Source organism: Acinetobacter sp. NIPH 298 (assembly GCF_000369505.1).
Taxonomy (GTDB): domain Bacteria; phylum Pseudomonadota; class Gammaproteobacteria; order Pseudomonadales; family Moraxellaceae; genus Acinetobacter.
Window position 1 is genome coordinate 1,608,457 of the sequence record NZ_KB850055.1, and the last position, 18,718, is coordinate 1,627,174.

The following is an 18,718-nucleotide window of genomic DNA, read 5'->3' on the forward strand; positions in this document are numbered from 1 at the left end:
ATTCCAGAGATGTTATAATACATAAGTTACCATTAGTAACTTATGTGATCAATAGTCTCTGTCAAACATCCGCTTTGTTTAAAAAATCATGGAGTATAAGAAGAATAGAGTTTTCCATCACCTTTTGTGCCGCTGCAGCCCCAATCACATTATTACTTGCAGCCACACAAACTGTTTCCATCAGTCCTGTTATTGCAATAATGATTGCTTCACCATCTTGACCTTCGAGTCGAATAAAGGGATGAATACTCTCTTTAAAAATATCAATAAATTCTTTTTGGCACTGCAGTAGGTAAGTTTGCAGAATATCAGTGCCAGAAAGTGCAGCAACAACCAACCCCACCTCAGGACCTATTGCAATATGAAATTTCAAACACGCGCTACAAAAAATATGAATGGTTTGATCTAAGCTATTTGCATGCTGTACTAATGCGCTAGATAAATCCTGTTTTTGTTTGTCACTAAATTCTTTATAAATTGCGATTAATAAACCTTCTTTATCTTTAAAATGCCGATACGCAATTGGTTTGCTAATCCCAGCCTGTTCCGCTAAATAACCCAAGGTTAGCGCTTCAACACCCTGCTCACGAATAATCGATCGAGCGACCTGCAAAAGCTGCTGCCTACGATCATCTTTTGTTAGTCTCTTGCCCGTCATCTATTCGATCTCATCACTATTCGCATTATATATTTTACTTAGAATACAACTTTAAACTCAGTTATCTTCAGTAATAATTACATGCATGCCTATACTTCATCCCCATAGACCGCTTTCATCATTATGTACACCCACTTTGCATCGCTCATGGAAAGGGATACAAGTGGTTCAAGAAAGAAGTCTTATCTTTCATTAAAATTCTTTGAATCAAAATTTAAAAGACCTGCTTTTACAATTTACAATTTACAATTTCTACATCATCGCTTTGGCTAAACACAGTACCGCAACAATTCCACAGATCAGTCCCACCCAAGTATAAACTTTTAAGCGTTCTTTAAATAAGACCACACCACTCAATACCCCGAGTACCACCACAAGAATATTCATCCCTGCAAATACTATGGCAGGTGTATCTTTAAAAATCATATGTGCTTTGACATATAAAGCAATATTGGCAAAATTCAGTCCACCTAAAATTAAACCCATGAAAATATTCTTTGGCTGCCAATGAGACTGAGTCACTGCAAGATAAGCAATCGACAAAATAAATGCGCCGATAAAAGTTAAATTTAACGTGACAGCAAACTGTAACCCCAGACTGCTACTATATTTGAGCAACACGTCAATCGCAGCGTAGCCCGCCCATACAAAAAATAAAAATAGTGCCGATTTTAGATTCAAACTTTTATTGGTGTTTTCAGTTGCTTGACCAAAAATAATCGCCAATATCGCAATCACACCTAAAACAACACCGATTAATTTTAATTGGCTAAACTGTTCCGCAAAAATAAAATAGGCGGCTAACAAAGAAAGTATCACAGCTAGCCGTTGAGCTATTTCTGTCTTTAAAATCCCAGCGTATTGTAATGACTTTGCTAAACACAAGAAAATACTAGGCAATAGCACGGCGAGGATTAAAATCAACCACCAAGGTGTATGCGCCCATGAGATATGGGTAATATCAGTTTTAAACCAATAGAAACATAAAATGCTTGCACTAAAATAGTTCCATGCAATCATTTGTAAAACATCAAAACCTTTGGTTTTTAGAAATTTCAGCAAAATTGAAACGATAACGCTACAACATGCCGCAGCAAAAATGATTTCCATAGCAATTCTTGAACTTATATAAGGGGCTGTAGACATTTCACAGATGCTTCCGACAGTGGATATTTTTAGTCGATACAAGGCATGTTTTGCAAAATTTAGTCATTCTAAATGCGCAAGACATAACACAGTAGCGGCAAAAAATATCCCTGTCCCGAAGGGTTATGGCTAAAACTTCCTCAAACTCCGTTATGAAACTTGACAAGGGAATTGCCATTGCCTACGTTTCATGCCTTGTTTGCGTTGTTTTAGCCTATAACGCAATGCATGGCTGAAATGTCAACAGACACTTAAAGCACATACAAAAATGCCAGTCTATTTTAAGACTGGCATTTTTTTAAAGATCATCCATCAATTAACGATTATTTTCGTCTTCTTGACCATCTTCAAATTTAGTTTCGCTGTCAAAACCACCTTGACCGCCGAAGCCACCTTGACCACCAAAGCCGCCGCCTTGACCACCAAAGCCGCCTTGACTACCGAAGCCACCTTGACCACCGAAGCCACCTTGACCACCAAAGCCACCTTGACCACCAAAGCCGCCGCCTTGACCACCAAAACCACCGCCTTGACCGCCGAAGCCACCTGCAGCACCGCCTTGACCACCACCGAAACCGCCAGTAGTGCCAGCTTGTGCTGGGAAGCCGCCAGTAGCTTGAGCACCAGCTGGACGTGGATTACGTGCAGGAACGACTGTAGAAATCGCGTGCTTATAAACCATTTGGCTTACAGTATTCTTTAATAAAACAACATATTGGTCAAAAGACTCAATATGACCCTGCAATTTAATACCGTTCACAAGGAAAATAGAAACTGGAATACGTTCTTTACGGAGAGAATTTAAGAACGGATCTTGTAAAGTTTGACCTTTAGACATTTTTAACTCCAAAAATTTTTAAATCAGCGCAAAAAAACTATCTTTATTTTTCAACTAAAAATTATAAAAAGACAGCCTGCGAATTTTGCTTTATCCCAAGAAGTTTCGCAAGTCTTCTTTCGCCTGCTTTATCGTCACGTAAGTTTTAAAATCGTGTATTTCTTGCAAAGAACGTAACCAAGTGTATTGACGTTTGGCGAGTTGCCGTGTCGCGAATAACGCTTTGTTCTCCATTTCTACTTTATTTTTGAGACTTAGGTCACTTTTTAATAAAAAATCTAAAGCTTGACGATAACCCACAGACCGCATGGAGGGTAAATTATCATTTAAATCGTATTTTCTAATTAATTCCTCTACTTCATTTAAAAAACCAATGCTCCACATTTTGCTCAATCTTTGCTCAATGCGTTGATGTAATACTAACCGATCAGGCATCAGTGCGTAGTTATGAAATATGTAACGATAGGGTTGATTTTTAGGCTGCTGCGCTTGTAATTTTGTTATTGGTTCACCTGTAATCCGATAAACCTCTAATGCCCGAATAATTCTTTGTTTATCAGATACTTTGAATTTCCCACCTGCAACAGGATCAACTGCTACTAGCTCATCATAAACTGCCTGCCAGCCATCCGCCTCGGCTTTTGCAAGAATAGCCTCACGTATTGTCTGATCTGCATTTGGCAAATTATCTGCAAGACCTTCCAGTAACGCTTTAAAATACAACATGGTTCCGCCAACCAAAATTGGGGTTTTGCCGCGCGCATGCATATCATCAATTAAAGGACAAACATCTTCAACAAATTGAGCTGCAGAATAAACCTCTAACGGCGTAATAATATCAATCAAATGATGAGGATACTGCGCTTGCTCTTCTTTAGTCGGTTTCGCAGTGCCAATATCCATATCTTTATAAACTAAAGCGGAATCAACAGAAATTAACTCGAAATTACCACGCTCATATAGCTCACATGCCAATGCTGTTTTACCACTTGCGGTAGGCCCCATTAAATTAATTACGGGCAATTGATTTGACATGTAAAACTACTCTCCTCGAGCAAATAATTTATCTAATTGGTGTAATGGAAATGCGCGCCAAGTTGGGCGACCATGATTACATTGGCTGGCAAATTCAGTTTGTTCCATTTGACGTAACAACGCATTCATCTCGGACAAACTTAGTTGCCGATGTGCTCGTACTGCCCCATGACACGCCATACCTGCCAATAACTCATCACGCTTTTGTAGCAACCCTCTCGCCTCGTCATTTGGGTCAAGATCATTGAGTAGTTCAGGAATAAGTTTTTCAAAATTTGCTTTGTGTAAAATCGCAGGTACGCCACGAACAATGACTTGTTCATCACCATATTGATCGACCTCCAAGCCCAAACGTTGCAATTGTGATTGCAACTCATCCACACGTGTTGCTTGCATTCGGGTAATCGAAACTATTTTAGGGATCAGTAATTGTTGTGATGTCCAAAATTCAGGTTTATCCCATGCGGCTTTCATTTGTTGCAGCAAAATCCGCTCATGGGCTGCATGCATGTCAACAATGATTAAGCCTTCGGTATTTTGTGCCAAAACATAAATGCCATGCAATTGCGCAATCGCAATACCCAGTGGAAATTCATCTACTCTAGATGGTATTTGTTGTTCCGAATCTAGGTCCGCATCATCACGTAACGGCGATAAATAGCTCTTTAATGCATTATTCAGTTGCGTAGAGCCATTATATCTTGGTTGTTGCGAATGAGATGAATTGTATTGCACTGCCTGAGGTCGACTTTGATTAAACTCAGTAAGTAAATCTGTCGATACATCAGTTTGATTTTGATCATACGACTGTGGCTCAATCGCATCATTTACGCGATGCAAAGGAAACTGTTCTTGATACTTAGGCTGCGGCTGGTATTGGGCATTCTCAGTTACCAGTTCATCCACTTTCATCGCTTGTGCCAAATCCGCACTGGCGGTTTGAAACTGAGATAAAGTTGCTTTGGCATAGTGACGTACGAACTCATGTACTTCACGCTGATTCAAGAAACGAATTTCATGCTTAGTTGGATGGACATTGACATCAATATTTTCAGGATCTACTTCTAGAAACAACAAATAAGAAGAATGTTGATGCCCATGCAAAATTCCTTCATAGGCCATACGCAACGCATGGGAAATGGTTTTGTCTTTAACAATACGACCATTCACATAGACATATTGCATATCGGCCTGCGCTCTGGCATCAGAAGGATGACCTAACCAACCCGACAATCGCATATTGATGCTTTCGGCATCAATCCAATAGGCATTTTGAATAAATTGTTGACCCAGTAATTGTTGTACTCGTTGGTAACGCAGCTCGCCACTATCCGCAATCGGTAAATTCAAACGAATATGATCGTTATGTTCAAGTACAAAACGAATATCGAAATGGGTTAAAGCCAAACGGCGTACAATTTCTTCAATGTGGCCAAACTCTGTACTTGGTTTTTTTAAAAATTTACGGCGAGCAGGCACATTAAAAAATAAATCCTGCACGCGAATGTGTGTGCCTTTTTGTGCTGCGACAGCTTGTACTTGTTGGTGATCAAAAGCCGTACCATTGACTTCAACTTGATAACCAATCCCAGCTTCATCTTGGCTACTGGTCAATGTCAACCGTGAAACCGCAGCAATAGAGGCTAATGCCTCCCCCCGAAAACCTAAGCTCACAATGGCATGTAAATCTTCAGCTGTTTGAATTTTACTGGTGGCATGACGCATCACCGCCAATGGTAAATCTTCAGCGTGAATGCCGTTACCATTATCAATGATTTCGATCAGGGTCGAACCACCTTGAGCAATACGAATAATCAGCTCAGTTGAACCCGCATCAATCGAGTTTTCTAATAACTCTTTCACCACTGAGGATGGGCGTTCAATAACCTCACCAGCAGCAATCTGGTTGGCTAAAGCGGCATTGAGTGTATGAATACGACGCGTTGAATCATGCACCATTCAATTGTTCCTGCAAGGTTTGAAATAACGATTCTGAGTTGACTGTTAAAGTTACAAATCGGGTTAATTCATCGTCCGATTTTTGGATATCTACAACAACATCCGCTTTGGGAATTTCATCACCACCCTTAGATGGCCACTCAAATAGAAATAACGCATCCTCTACTTCCAAATAATCACGGATTCCCATCAGCTCCAACTCATAAGGATCATCTAAGCGATATAGATCAAAATGGAAAATTTCTTTACCCTGAATCGTATACGGTTCTACCAACGTATATGTTGGACTTTTGACCGAACCCTGATGCCCTAAATGTTGGAGAAAATAACGTGTGAATGTGGTTTTGCCTGCACCAAGATCCCCAATTAAATAAATAACGCCTGAATGCACATATTGAGAAAGCACTTGTGCAAAATGTTGAGTGTCTTGTTCATGATTTAAGGTAAATTTCACTGAATATGACATGGCAAATAAAACAAAATTGGGATGGTGGCTATGATAACATTGCGCTGCTTTAAAGCCTAATAAACAGCTTTTAAACTGGCTTATTTTACAGCGTTCACTCTAGGTTAGTATTGTTGCATGAAACCCATCATTGAATTCACACCACCACTCATCAATGGCGTGAGTGCCAGTAAAGTTTTTTTACCCAATGATATTTCCACACCCACCATTTTTGAGTATTTGTGTCAGCATTTTCCACATATTCAAGCATCAGAATGGCAGCAACGATTTAAAGACGAACTCATCTATGCAGCCGATGGTTCTATTTTAAAAATAGATAGTCTGTATACACCTAACACTCACATTTTTTATTATCGTTTTTTGGCGTATGAAATCCACGTGCCCTTTCAACACGAAATTCTGTTTGAAAATGAAGACTTGCTCGTCGTCGACAAACCGCATTTTTTAACGATGAGCCCAACAGGTCAATACGTTCAAGAAACATTATTGGTTCGGTTAAAAAAACAGACTGGCTATTTCGATTTAACCCCAATCCATCGGCTTGACCGAGAAACAGCAGGTGTGGTTTTGTTCTGTAAACGAACAGAATCACGTGGTATTTATCAACAACTATTCGCTGAACGAAAAGTTCAAAAAACCTATCATGCCATCGCTGCTTATCGCCCAGAACTCAAGTTTCCACAGACATTACAACTGCATTTAGAAAAAAGTGATCCTTTTTACACCATGCAAGTCAATGCGAATAAACCCAGTAACACTGAGACATGGATCGAATTGTTAGATCACGACCAAGCACACGCAAAGTATTTACTCAAACCCAAAACTGGTAAACAACATCAGTTGCGTGTACATCTCAATTATCTCGGTGTTCCAATCCTAAATGATTCATTTTATCCAGCCATTGTGCACAAAGCAGATGAAGACTTTAGTCATCCTTTACAATTACTTGCAAAAGCAATTCACTTCATAGATCCCATTTTAGATATGCAAATGAGCTTTAGTTCTAACTATGAACTAACACTGTAAACACAACGTAATGACAAAAATTCTATTTTTTCACTGCAAAAATATTGAAATTACATTGTGATCGTTTAAAATACATGACCATAACTAAAAATATTTGGTCTTATTCTTCATGCGAAAAACAGAAGTTTATCAGGTTCGACTTGATTCACAGGAAAAGAAACAAGCCTTTGCCGTTTTTAAACAGCTTGGTATCTCCCCTGCTCAAGCAGTCCGCCTTTTCTTTAAACAGGTGGTGCTTACAAAATCTATTCCCTTTGCAATTGAAAACCAGAATATCAATATGGAACAATTGCTCAAACTACGGAAATCCAAAGCGACAGCAACAACAGAGAATCCATCAGATATGAATATTGAAGATGATCACGAGGATTTATTTGAAGAGCTGAATGCGCTTTTAGGTGAAAGTGACAAAACTTAACAATGTCGCATTTATACACAAGTTTTTAATTTTTAAGCTGAATTTTTTTCGCTATCCTGACAGTCCAAATAAAACGATAAGCTATAGGATGAATTAAGGATGATTGTAAAGCGAGCAACCAAAGAAGACCTCCATCAATTGGCAGTCTTATTTGATGAATATCGTCAGTTCTACGGTGCTTCATCCAATGTTGTGCAATCTTTTCAATTTTTAAATCATCGATTTGACAACAAAGACAGTGTCATTTTTATTCATGTAAAAGATGAAATTTTTACAGGCTTTGTTTTACTTTATCTCGCCTTTTCATCCGTTGCTTGTGAAACCTACTATGTATTAGATGATGTCTACGTTACCCCGACTTATCGGAAACAAGGTTCTGCAAAACAATTGATCGATACCGCTATCCTGTTTGCTCGTCATGAAAATGCACAACGCATTAGCCTTGAAACGCAAAAGAATAATTATCAATCCCATCAGCTCTATGAAAAAATGGGATTTATCCATGATGATGAATTTAAGACCTTTCACTGCTTTTTAAAATAATTACAGATCCAATTGAATATTCTGACTCAACTGCTTTTGCGAAGGTGTTAAATAGATATACTCACCTTCGTCGAGCTGAGGAAGTTCGAGCAATCCGATTTGATGCCGATGTAAAGATTTAACCTTATTACCTACGGCTGCCAACATGCGTTTAACTTGATGATAGACGCCTTGATGAATGGTCATTGAAAGCTGATTTTCTGAGATTAACTGAACATCGGTTGCAGCATAAATACCTTTTTCATTGCGTAGTTCCACGCCCAACTCTAATTGGTGTTTTTGTTCAGTTGTTACTGGATCTGCTGTAGTCACATGATAGACCTTAGGTACATGTTTACGCGGATGAGTAAGCGACTGTAAATACTGACCATCATCTGTCAACAATAAAAGCCCCGTTGTATCTTGATCTAAACGTCCCACACACTGAATACCACGATGAATAAGTATCTCAGGCAATAAACTAAATACACTTTTATGATGAGTTGCTTGATGTGAACACTCATAACCTTGCGGTTTGTTTAATGCAAGATAAACATGTTCTCGATATAAATAGTCTTCACCAAAAACCTGAAAATGCAGCTGGTCAAGATTAAAGTTCTGTTTTGGATTATCACATACTTGGTTTTCAATGCATACAGCACCATTTTTAATTAACTGTTGGCAATACTTACGTGAACCAAAACCTTGAGATTGCAATATTTTTTCCAACAGCATAACCAAACCCTAAATCAAAACTCAGCCTATTGTACTTGATTGTGTCTGCTGCTGTTGTTTGCTTTCTCATCATTCTTTATCTTTATCTTTATATTTTATTCACAATTTCTTCATATGTAATACAACCCCTACAAAACCATCGTTAAACTCTATCAATCTAGAGGTTGCACTCCATATTTCTACTCGAAAGTCTTGTTACATTTATCTCAAGTTATCAAGAATATTGTCCCACAAATAAAGGACAAGGAGTTTCACCATGAAATCGAATATTTGGTTATGTAGCATTCTATTAGCAACCTCTTCTATGCTGTCTGTTGCTCATGCAAATAATACAACACGCGTTGCTGCAACATCGGCTTTAGGCAGTGTGGTTGGTACAGCAGTTGGTAAAGAGCTCGGCGGGCATACTGGTGCAATGATTGGGTCTGCAATCGGTGGCGCTGGTGGAGCTGCAGCATCTAGCAATAAACGTAATCGTACTGAAGCTGCAATTGGTGGCGGTTTAGGTGGTGTCGGTGGCTATACTGTTGGTAATAACATGGGTGGTACCAATGGTGGATATATTGGCGCAGCAGTCGGTGCGGCTGGTGGTGCAGCCTTAGGCAATAAAGTCGGACAAGATCGTGATGCCGATAATCGTCGTTATGATAATCGTCGCGCTTATGACAACCGTCGCTATGATGATCGTCGTCATTATAATTCACGTAAAAACGCTCGTCACGACAATGGACTACATCGCGGTTGGTACAAGAACCGTTAATAAAAGCATATGCGTTACCTCTTTAGCACCTTCGGGTGCTTTTTTTGTTGCATAGGTTCGAAACATTATATCGAACAAAATAGATATACAGACTCGAGTATATATCGTATTATATCGATATGTGGTTATGAGAATCGATGATGAAATCATTGCAAGATATTAAGTTTTCAATTTTAGAGTTAGCGCCCGTTCGAGACGATCAAAGTATTGAGTTCTCACTGCGCCATGCACTTGAACTCGCACAACATGCTGAAAATTTAGGCTATGAACGATTTTGGTTAGCAGAACACCACAATATGGATGGTATCGCCAGTTCTGCAACCGCAGTGCTATTGGGTTTCATCGCAGCGAATACTCAGCATATTCGTTTAGGCTCAGGTGGCATCATGCTCCCCAATCATGCTCCATTGGTTGTGGCGGAACAGTTTGGGACATTAGCGACGCTTTATCCAAACCGTTTTGAACTTGGATTGGGACGTGCTCCCGGAACAGATCCGCTCACTATGCGTGCATTACGTCGTGGGCGTAAAGAAACAGAAGATCAATTTCCTCAAGATGTGATGGAAATCTTACAATACTTTAAAGCACCTGAACCCAACCAAAGAATTATTGCCACGCCTGGGCAAAATACGCATGTACCAGTTTGGTTATTGGGTTCAAGTCTGTTTAGCGCACAGCTCGCGGCAAAGCTCGGACTTCCCTATTCATTTGCTTCGCACTTTGCGCCAAGAATGTTAGGTCAAGCCATCGAAATCTATCGCGAGAATTTCCAAGCTTCAGAATATTTAGACAAACCTTATATTTCGATGGGTGTTCCCACTGTCGTCGCGGCAACAGATGAAGATGCTCAATATTTGGCAACCAGTTCATATCAGCGTATTTTAAATCTGATTCGTGGTCATAGCCTAAAACTCAAGCCACCAATTGAGTCTACACAAGGTTTAGCAACCAGTGCTGAGCAACTGGCGATTCAAAACTTTTATGCAATGGCTCAAATTGGTTCTCAAGCTACCGTTAAAGCTGGCTTAAATAAAATCGCGGCTCAGTATGATGTAGATGAGTTTATTTTCACTTGTGATATTTATGACACACAAAAACGCTTAGACAACTTTAGTCTATTGATGGATATTAGAAATAATTAATGTCTCGACTCCATCCACAAGGCTTATTCAATTTAAGCCTTGTTTTTTCGCTTCTTCAGTCAATCAATAGAGGTGCATTTCACGTTTCAGCATGTGTGTCGCTTGTTGCACATTCACTGCTCGACTAAATAAATAACCTTGCCCGATCGAGCAGCCAAATTGTTTTAGCAACTCTAATTGCTCAGCATTTTCAATACCTTCAGCAACGATATCCAAAGATAACTTTGGCCCTAAAGCAATAATTGCTTGCACGATTGCTAAAATCGCCTCGTCACTATTCATTTGACGAATAAAATCGCAGTCAATTTTCAAACAATCTACAGGATAATCCCTTAATCTTGTAAGTGATGAATGCCCTGTTCCAAAGTCATCAAGTGCAATCTTAACGCCTTGCTGTTTGAGCAAATTTAATGCGCGAATCACATAGTCAGAACCACGATCATCCAAAATGTGCTCTGTGATTTCTATCTCGACCAAATGATGCGGAATTTTATACAGGTTCAAACGATACAATAAGCGCTCAGCATAATTATCTTTAAGAAATTCAACAGGCGCTACATTAATCGAGACAGGAACAACAGCCACCCCTTGCTCAATCCATATGGCAATATTGTTAAAAACTTTATTCTGTATCGCATCACTAATTCGTGTAGCTAACACATAATCCTGAAAAGCTTGTTCAATATTAACAGGTGAATGAATACGTTTATCGTCCGTTTGCCAACGTAACAATGCTTCAAATCCAACGACCTTACCATCAGATAAACGCACCTTAGGTTGATAGAACGGAACCATAAGATCATCACGAATAATATGACGTGCTTTGGTTAATTGAATGGCGATATTTTGCGCAGCAACCTGCATCTGTTGATTAAACATACGAAAACCACCGCGCCCTGTGGCTTTTAAATCATTTAATGCAGTATCTGCACATTTCATTAAATTCAAGGAATCTTTTGCATCTCGTGGGTAAATCGCACAGCCAATACTCATGCTGCCATTAATTAAATTGCCCGCATAGGTGATTGGCGCATCTAACTGTCGACTAACTTCAATTGCAACTTTTTCAAGATCAAACTCAGCATCGATTCCATTGACTAAAATAGCAAACTCATCACCGCCTAAACGCGCCACAAAAGTATTTTCAGGTAGATTGTTTTCTATTCGCTTCGATAAAACACGCAGTAAGTGATCTCCTGCGGCGTGCCCAAGCGTATCATTGACATGTTTAAAATAATCTAAATCTAACAACATTAAACCAAGAAACTTTTCACTCTTTTTATGTCTTTGCAATGCGCGTTTAAGTTGTAGTTTAAAGAAACGACGATTGTACAATCCTGTCAATTCATCCAATTCACTCGAAAGGCGCAGTTGAATTTCTGTTTGTCTTTGAGCAGTTACATCACGAGACAGACAAAGAATCTGCACAACTTGACCGTTATCATTTAATATCGGCGTGAGTAAATTGTCCCAATATTGCTTATCTTCTCCGTGACCACTCATGCCACGAAAACGAGCGGTTTTACCTTTAAGTGCCGTCTTTAATGCATAATTTGCCTTTGATCGCACTTCAGGCGCTAAAAGCTCTGTCCACTTCATCCCAAATCGATGATTGCTTTCGGGAATATTTAAGGCAATACATCCAGTTCTATTTACATGCAGTAAACAACCATCTACATCTAAGAGTTTGATGCAATCCACGCTATTATCAAGCATGTTGGTTTGCGCATTAATACATTGCACTAGGTTTTGTTGATATTGTTTGGTTTCATGAATATCGACACTATTAATAAACCAATATGCATGATCACCAGAGTTGTCTGCTACAAGTTTTGCAGACAATAAAAACCATCGATATGCACCTGATCGATGTTTCAATCGGCACTCAACGTTAAAAGGGGTTTTATATGAGAATGCTTGTAGCCATTCGCTTTGAAAAACCGAAATATCGTCTGAATGGATCAAATCCATCCAATTTTTTTTGAACTTCTCTAATTCATTTAAACCGATATATTCTTGGCTGACGCTATTAAAAAAATAAGCGTCACCCTGATCTGAAAGCAACCAGACTAGACTCGGTATACTATTGAAAACGTTTTGCTGGACTTCGTTCATTTGATGGTTTGATTGAAAAGTTAAAGCCAAGAATTCACATGCTTTTAAATAACTTTACTGGCTTTAGGTTCAAACAGAATTCTTTATTTCAAGATGTTCAGTTGCAATAAAAACCACATACCATCAATTATAGCAAAAGTGAGATTTGTATCACAATATTTTATCATAAACGTGTGGAATTTAACATCATAGCGGCATTTTTATTAATTAGATTTTATCATTCAACATCAATTGTTTATTTTTAATTAAATATTTATTACAAACTTAGCATCATAATTTAGAAAAAAATTGCAATCAAAGGCCACCTATCCAGCAGTGTTTAGGCAGCCCTATTTGATTAACCAATACGACGTTTTAAACCTGTCGACTGCAAAATACGCGTTGAGATTTCTTCAATCGACATTTCAGTGACATTTAAGTATTTAATCCCTTCTGAAATATAGATGCCTTCAATCGCACGTAATTCCATTTGACACTGACTAAAACTTGCATAACGACTATTCGCCTTACGTTCACTTCGAATCGCAACTAAACGCTCAGCATCAATCATTAAACCAAAGAGCTTATTTTTATGTGCTTTCAAGACCGTTGGTAGACGGTTGTCGTCCAGATCTTCTTCAGTTAAAGGGTAGTTTGCAACACGAATCCCGAATTGTAACGACAAATAAATTGAGGTTGGGGTTTTGCCAGAGCGTGAAACACCCACTAAAATTAAATCAGCTTTATCATAATGACGTGTTCGCGCACCATCATCATTGTCCAGTGCAAAATGCACCGCATCAATACGCGCCTTATATGACTCTGAATCTGTTACTGCATGCGTTTGTCCAACCAATGTCGTTGGTGGAATACCTAGCTCTTGTTCAAGTTTACTAATTAAGCCTTCAAATACATCCAAATTTACGGCTTTAGCAGTATTGATAATTTCACGGGCATTTGGATCAACCAAAGTATCAAAAACCAACGGTAAAGAGCCATCACGTTTTTGACATGCATTGATTTCTACAACCACATTCATTGCCGCTTCTTCAGTGGTGATATAAGGCATAATATGAATGTCAAAATCTACGTTTGGAAATTGCGCAAGTAGTGAATGTCCAAGGGTTTCTGCGGTGATTGCTGTCCCATCTGAAATAAAAAATACGCTCCGTTTAATTTGTTTACTTTCGGGCATCAAAATTCTCCTTAAACATTTGTCTTAGTGCTCTATAATCTTTATAGTAAACTCATCTAACATGACTGTCGCTTAGTAAAATACTAATTCTAAGCACTTTCGTATAATTTCATACCAATGATGGTCATTCATCCTGCAAAAAAAGTGGAGTAAATACTTTGGAAGCGCGCGTAATCGGTCTGGAAAAACTAGGGAAACACGATGTAGAACTCGTAGGTGGGAAAAACTCATCTCTAGGTGAAATGATCAGCCATTTATCCAATGCTGGTGTATCGGTACCAGGGGGTTTTGCAACGACTGCTGCTGCCTATCGTGAGTTCTTAGATCAAAGCGGTTTAAACGCTCGAATTCAGGCTGAATTGGCTCAACTCAATGTTGATGATGTAAATGCACTTGTCGAAACTGGTGCAAAAATCCGTAAATGGATTGTTGATACTCCGCTCACTTCCGCACTAGAACAAGAAATTCGTGACGCTTTTGCTGCACTTTCAAACGGTAATCCAGACATCGCTGTTGCTGTACGTTCATCTGCTACTGCTGAAGATCTACCAGACGCTTCATTTGCAGGTCAACAAGAAACTTTCTTAAATATTCGCGGTATTGATAACGTTCTTATTGCGATTAAAGAAGTTTTTGCTTCCCTGTATAATGATCGTGCAATCGCTTATCGTGTACACCAAGGTTTTGAGCATAGTGTCGTTGCCCTTTCTGCTGGCGTACAACGTATGGTTCGCTCTGAAACTGGTGCTGCTGGTGTTATGTTTACCCTAGACACAGAATCAGGTTTCCGTGATGTCGTGTTTATTACCGCATCATATGGTTTGGGTGAAATGGTCGTGCAAGGTGCAGTTAACCCTGACGAGTTCTATTTATCTAAACCGCTATTAAATAATGGCAAACACTCTGTTTTACGCCGCAACCTCGGTTCTAAACACCAAAAAATGATTTATGGTGAAGAAGGTTCTGCGGGTAAATCTGTTGTTGTTGTTGATGTCGAAAAGCCAGAACGCCAACAATTTGCGTTAAATGATCATGAATTACATGAATTAGCCAAACAAGCGCTGATTATTGAAGAACATTATGGTTCGCCAATGGACATCGAATGGGCTAAAGATGGCGATGATGGTCAAATCTATATTGTTCAAGCACGTCCAGAAACAGTAAAAAGTCGTCAAAATGTCGGCACAATGGAACGTTATCTACTCAAACAACGCGGCACAGTAATTTGTGAGGGTCGTTCAATCGGTCAGCGTATTGGTTCTGGTAAAGTTCGTGTTGTTACCTCGATTAAAGAAATGGACAAAGTTCAAGACGGTGATGTTCTTGTCTCTGATATGACCGACCCAGATTGGGAACCTGTCATGAAACGTGCTGCTGCGATTGTAACCAATCGTGGTGGCCGTACTTGTCACGCAGCAATTATTGCCCGTGAACTCGGTGTTCCTGCAATTGTAGGTTGTGGAAATGCAACAGAAGTTCTTACTGATGGTCAGGAAGTCACCGTTTCTTGTGCTGAAGGCGATACAGGCTTTATCTATGAAGGCGCATTAGACTTCGAAGTTCAACGCAACTCGATTCACTCAATGCCTCAACTTCCGTTCAAGATCATGATGAACGTCGGTAACCCTGACCGAGCGTTTGACTTTGCTCAAATTCCAAACGAAGGTATTGGTCTTGCTCGTCTTGAGTTCATCATCAACCGTATGATCGGTGTGCATCCAAAAGCATTACTCAACATTGAAAGCTTACCACGTGAAACACGTGCTGCTGTTCTAACACGTACTGCAGGTTACACCTCTCCAATCGAGTTTTATGTTGAGAAGTTAGTTGAAGGTATTTCGACGCTTGCTGCTGCGTTTGCAGGAAAGCCAGTCATCGTTCGTATGTCTGACTTCAAATCAAATGAATATGCAAACTTAATCGGTGGTAAGTTATACGAACCAGAAGAAGAAAACCCAATGTTGGGCTTCCGTGGTGCAAGTCGTTATGTTTCCGACAACTTCCGCGATTGTTTTGAGCTTGAATGCCGTGCCTTGAAAAAAGTACGTGATGAAATGGGCTTAACCAACGTTCAAATCATGATCCCATTCGTTCGTACTGTTTCTGAAGCAAAACGTGTCATCGAACTGCTTGCGCAAAATGGTTTGAAACGTGGTGAGAATGGCTTGAAAGTCATCATGATGTGTGAATTACCAACCAATGCTTTATTGGCTGAACAATTCCTTGAACACTTCGATGGTTTCTCAATCGGTTCAAACGACTTAACCCAATTAACATTAGGTCTAGACCGTGACTCTGGCATCGTATCGCATTTATTTGATGAACGTGATCCAGCAGTAAAAGCCTTACTTTCTATGGCGATTCATGCTTGTCGTAAAGCAGGAAAATACGTGGGTATTTGTGGTCAAGGTCCTTCCGACCACCCTGATCTTGCAAAATGGCTCATGGAACAAGGCATTGAGTCTGTTTCACTTAACCCTGATTCAGTGCTTGATACTTGGTTCTTCTTGGCTGAAGAAAAAATTAAGCAAGCTTAACCACTATTGTAAAAGACCCCACTGGTGGGGTCTTTTTTCATCATTTGTGATAGAGATTTAGAATATATGCAAATTTACTTGGCTCGTAATAATCAGCAAGCTGGTCCCTATACCTTAGAACAAATCAACCAAATGCTTGCTAGTCAACAAGTTCTTCTTACTGATCTTGCATGGCATGAAGGGATGGCAGAATGGAAAACGCTTGGTGAATTAACCCAAGGAAAACTTGTGTATGAACCAATTGGTCATACATCGGCTCCATTTCCATCGCCAATTCAAACTGAAACAGTATCTCCTACTCAACAGTATCAAGCTAAAGCATCTACGCAAGAAAGCAATGTCGAACTAGCATCTATTGGTTCTCGTGCATTAGCCAAAGCGGTTGATCTCATGTTGTGGCTACCAACCCTAGCTATTCCATCATTTTATTTCAACGATGAACAACTTCAGCAGCTTTCTGAACTGCAACAACAAATGCAAGCAACTGAGTTTGCTTCATCGAAAGCCGCCGAACTGCAACAACAATTGTTTCAACTCATTCCCGTTGAAGCATGGCAGAGCATCATGATCTATATCTTGGTTATGCTCATGATTCAAGCTTATTTTATTGCCAAATCTGGTCAAAGTATCGGCAAAAAACTTGCTCGAATTAAAATTGTTGATGTCGAAAGCAACGATCAGGTGAGTTTAATCCGCTCGTTTTGGTTGCGTAGCGTTTTATTTATTATTTTAAACTTCCTGTTAGTCCCGATTATCACAATCATTGACTATGCATTTGCACTTGGCAAAAACCGCCAAACATTACACGATAAATTCGCAAAAACCAAAGTGATTAAGCAATAATTACAAATCAATAAAGAAAAGAGGACTAAATCCTCTTTTCTTTATATTAAGCTGATATTTATAGAAAAAGCATATCGCGAAATAACAATCCCTACAAAATAAATCGGGTTTTAAAACAAGCATTTCACACCACTTTATCAGTAGCTTAGTTTTTCAATATGAGGCATAATGCCCAACAACGTAGCGGTGTCGCATGTTTGTTAAGCATTTATTAAAAGAAATTCTTAGCAAACATGCGACACTTTATTCGCTATCCCATAATTTAATTAGGGAATGGGACTCTTCACCGAGGTTGTAAAATGAGACAAACGATTTTAGCTGTATTGTCTTTATCAACGCTTGCTGTGCTCTTAACTGGGTGCGGTGGTGATATGGTACTTCTAAACAGTAAAGGTCCAGTTGGTCAGGGTCAAGGTAGCCTGATGATGACTGCGATCTATCTAATGCTATTGGTGGTCATCCCATCAATCATTATGGCATTATGGTTTGGTTGGAAATATCGCGCGTCAAATAAAGATGCAGACTATAAACCTACTTGGGCACACTCTACGACAATTGAGATCGTTGTTTGGGGTGTTCCAGTCATTATTATTGGTATTTTAGCTTGGTTAACTTGGTGGGGTTCCCACAAGTATGACCCTTACCGTCCATTAGAATCAGATAAAGCACCATTAACGATTCAAGCAATTGCTGAACAGTTCAAATGGGTATTTATCTATCCTGAGCAAAATATTGGTACGGTAAATGAAATACGCTTCCCAGTAAAAACGCCACTCAGCTTTAAAATCACCTCTAACTTCACAATGAACTCATTCTTCATTCCACAGTTAGGCGGTCAAATTTATGCGATGGCAGGTATGCAAACTCATCTTCACTTATTGGCAGATGAGCCAGGTATCTTCCGTGGTATTTCTGCGAACTATTCTGGTTATGGCTTTTCACAAATGCGTTTCATGGCGCATGGTGTTAGTGACGCAGAATTTGCACAGTGGGTAGAAGCGGTAAAAGCGGGTAATGGTACAAGTATCAATGCTGAAGCAATTCAAAAAGGTACACTTGACCAAGCTGAATTAGCAACTTTACGTGATGGTAACCGTTCTAAACATCAGATCGAAGTTCTAATCGCCAAAGCAAAAACACCAGAAGAGAAACAAGCGGCTGAGGAAATGAAATCATATCCTACTGCCCCACATCCAGTGACTTATTACTCTTCGGTTGAGCCTAAATTGTTCGAATCTGTAATCAATCAATACATGAGCAACTATCATGGTGCAGATCACTCAGCATCTTCTGCTGACCACACCACTGATGTTGAACATGCGACAGCTTCTACAGAGGAATAAG

At 39.5% G+C, this 18,718-nt stretch carries 17 protein-coding genes; 8 read left to right on the plus strand and 9 right to left on the minus strand.

Annotated features, from left to right (window positions below):
• Positions 1-61 precede the first annotated feature (61 nt).
• The 6 genes from F903_RS12545 to tsaE all read right to left on the minus strand — a co-directional run bounded on the left by F903_RS12545 (position 62) and on the right by tsaE (position 6,102).
• Positions 62-658: a TetR/AcrR family transcriptional regulator gene (locus tag F903_RS12545; RefSeq protein ID WP_005197489.1), complete on the minus strand. Its 597-nt coding sequence runs from the start codon at positions 656-658 to the stop codon at positions 62-64.
• 252 nt (positions 659-910) lie between these two features.
• On the minus strand, positions 911-1,768 hold the full coding sequence (locus F903_RS12550) for an EamA family transporter (RefSeq protein WP_034595056.1): 858 nt from the start codon (positions 1,766-1,768) through the stop codon (positions 911-913).
• Positions 1,769-2,120: 352 nt separating this feature from the next.
• The gene (hfq, locus tag F903_RS12555; RefSeq protein WP_005197492.1) at positions 2,121-2,642 is read right to left on the minus strand and encodes an RNA chaperone Hfq; all 522 of its coding nucleotides are present in this window, start codon (positions 2,640-2,642) and stop codon (positions 2,121-2,123) included.
• 90 nt (positions 2,643-2,732) lie between these two features.
• Positions 2,733-3,677 carry a tRNA (adenosine(37)-N6)-dimethylallyltransferase MiaA gene (gene miaA, locus F903_RS12560; protein WP_005197494.1) on the minus strand — a complete coding sequence of 315 codons (945 nt, stop codon included), beginning with the start codon at positions 3,675-3,677 and terminating at the stop codon, positions 2,733-2,735.
• Positions 3,678-3,683: 6 nt separating this feature from the next.
• A complete protein-coding gene (gene mutL / locus F903_RS12565) occupies positions 3,684-5,636 on the minus strand; it encodes a DNA mismatch repair endonuclease MutL (RefSeq protein WP_005197498.1) in 1,953 nt (650 codons plus the stop codon).
• The gene (gene tsaE / locus F903_RS12570) at positions 5,626-6,102 is read right to left on the minus strand and encodes a tRNA (adenosine(37)-N6)-threonylcarbamoyltransferase complex ATPase subunit type 1 TsaE (protein WP_005197500.1); all 477 of its coding nucleotides are present in this window, start codon (positions 6,100-6,102) and stop codon (positions 5,626-5,628) included. The genes mutL and tsaE overlap by 11 nt, the downstream gene beginning before the upstream one ends.
• 117 nt (positions 6,103-6,219) lie before the next feature.
• Here tsaE and F903_RS12575 point away from each other — a divergent pair, with 117 nt between their 5' ends.
• The 3 genes from F903_RS12575 to F903_RS12585 all read left to right on the plus strand — a co-directional run bounded on the left by F903_RS12575 (position 6,220) and on the right by F903_RS12585 (position 8,089).
• Complete coding sequence (locus F903_RS12575; RefSeq protein ID WP_005197501.1) at positions 6,220-7,128, plus strand: pseudouridine synthase; 909 nt, start codon at positions 6,220-6,222, stop codon at positions 7,126-7,128.
• Between the two features lie 109 nt (positions 7,129-7,237).
• A complete protein-coding gene (locus F903_RS12580; protein WP_005197502.1) occupies positions 7,238-7,546 on the plus strand; it encodes a type II toxin-antitoxin system RelB/DinJ family antitoxin in 309 nt (102 codons plus the stop codon).
• 99 nt (positions 7,547-7,645) lie between these two features.
• Complete coding sequence (locus F903_RS12585; protein WP_004670644.1) at positions 7,646-8,089, plus strand: GNAT family N-acetyltransferase; 444 nt, start codon at positions 7,646-7,648, stop codon at positions 8,087-8,089.
• On the opposite strand, the gene F903_RS12590 is transcribed toward F903_RS12585, so the two are convergent.
• Positions 8,090-8,803: a pseudouridine synthase gene (locus tag F903_RS12590; RefSeq protein WP_005197503.1), complete on the minus strand. Its 714-nt coding sequence runs from the start codon at positions 8,801-8,803 to the stop codon at positions 8,090-8,092.
• A 256-nt stretch (positions 8,804-9,059) separates the two neighbouring features.
• Here F903_RS12590 and F903_RS12595 point away from each other — a divergent pair, with 256 nt between their 5' ends.
• Positions 9,060-9,563, plus strand: a complete 504-nt coding sequence (locus F903_RS12595; RefSeq protein WP_005197504.1) for a glycine zipper 2TM domain-containing protein — start codon at positions 9,060-9,062, stop codon at positions 9,561-9,563.
• A 140-nt stretch (positions 9,564-9,703) separates the two neighbouring features.
• Positions 9,704-10,705 carry an LLM class flavin-dependent oxidoreductase gene (locus F903_RS12600; RefSeq protein WP_171065239.1) on the plus strand — a complete coding sequence of 334 codons (1,002 nt, stop codon included), beginning with the start codon at positions 9,704-9,706 and terminating at the stop codon, positions 10,703-10,705.
• 63 nt (positions 10,706-10,768) lie between these two features.
• On the opposite strand, the gene F903_RS12605 is transcribed toward F903_RS12600, so the two are convergent.
• Positions 10,769-12,820, minus strand: coding sequence for a sensor domain-containing protein (locus F903_RS12605; RefSeq protein WP_005197510.1), 2,052 nt, complete (start codon positions 12,818-12,820; stop codon positions 10,769-10,771).
• Positions 12,821-13,157: 337 nt separating this feature from the next.
• Complete coding sequence (locus F903_RS12610) at positions 13,158-13,994, minus strand: posphoenolpyruvate synthetase regulatory kinase/phosphorylase PpsR (protein WP_004670639.1); 837 nt, start codon at positions 13,992-13,994, stop codon at positions 13,158-13,160.
• A gap of 158 nt (positions 13,995-14,152) precedes the next feature.
• On the opposite strand from F903_RS12610, the gene ppsA reads away from it, so the two are divergent.
• From ppsA to cyoA, 3 genes are all read left to right on the plus strand, one after another.
• A complete protein-coding gene (ppsA, locus tag F903_RS12615) occupies positions 14,153-16,531 on the plus strand; it encodes a phosphoenolpyruvate synthase (RefSeq protein WP_004670638.1) in 2,379 nt (792 codons plus the stop codon).
• Positions 16,532-16,597: 66 nt separating this feature from the next.
• A complete protein-coding gene (locus F903_RS12620) occupies positions 16,598-17,374 on the plus strand; it encodes an RDD family protein (RefSeq protein ID WP_005197511.1) in 777 nt (258 codons plus the stop codon).
• A 299-nt stretch (positions 17,375-17,673) separates the two neighbouring features.
• A complete protein-coding gene (gene cyoA, locus F903_RS12625; RefSeq protein ID WP_005197514.1) occupies positions 17,674-18,717 on the plus strand; it encodes a ubiquinol oxidase subunit II in 1,044 nt (347 codons plus the stop codon).
• Position 18,718: the final 1 nt, after the last annotated feature.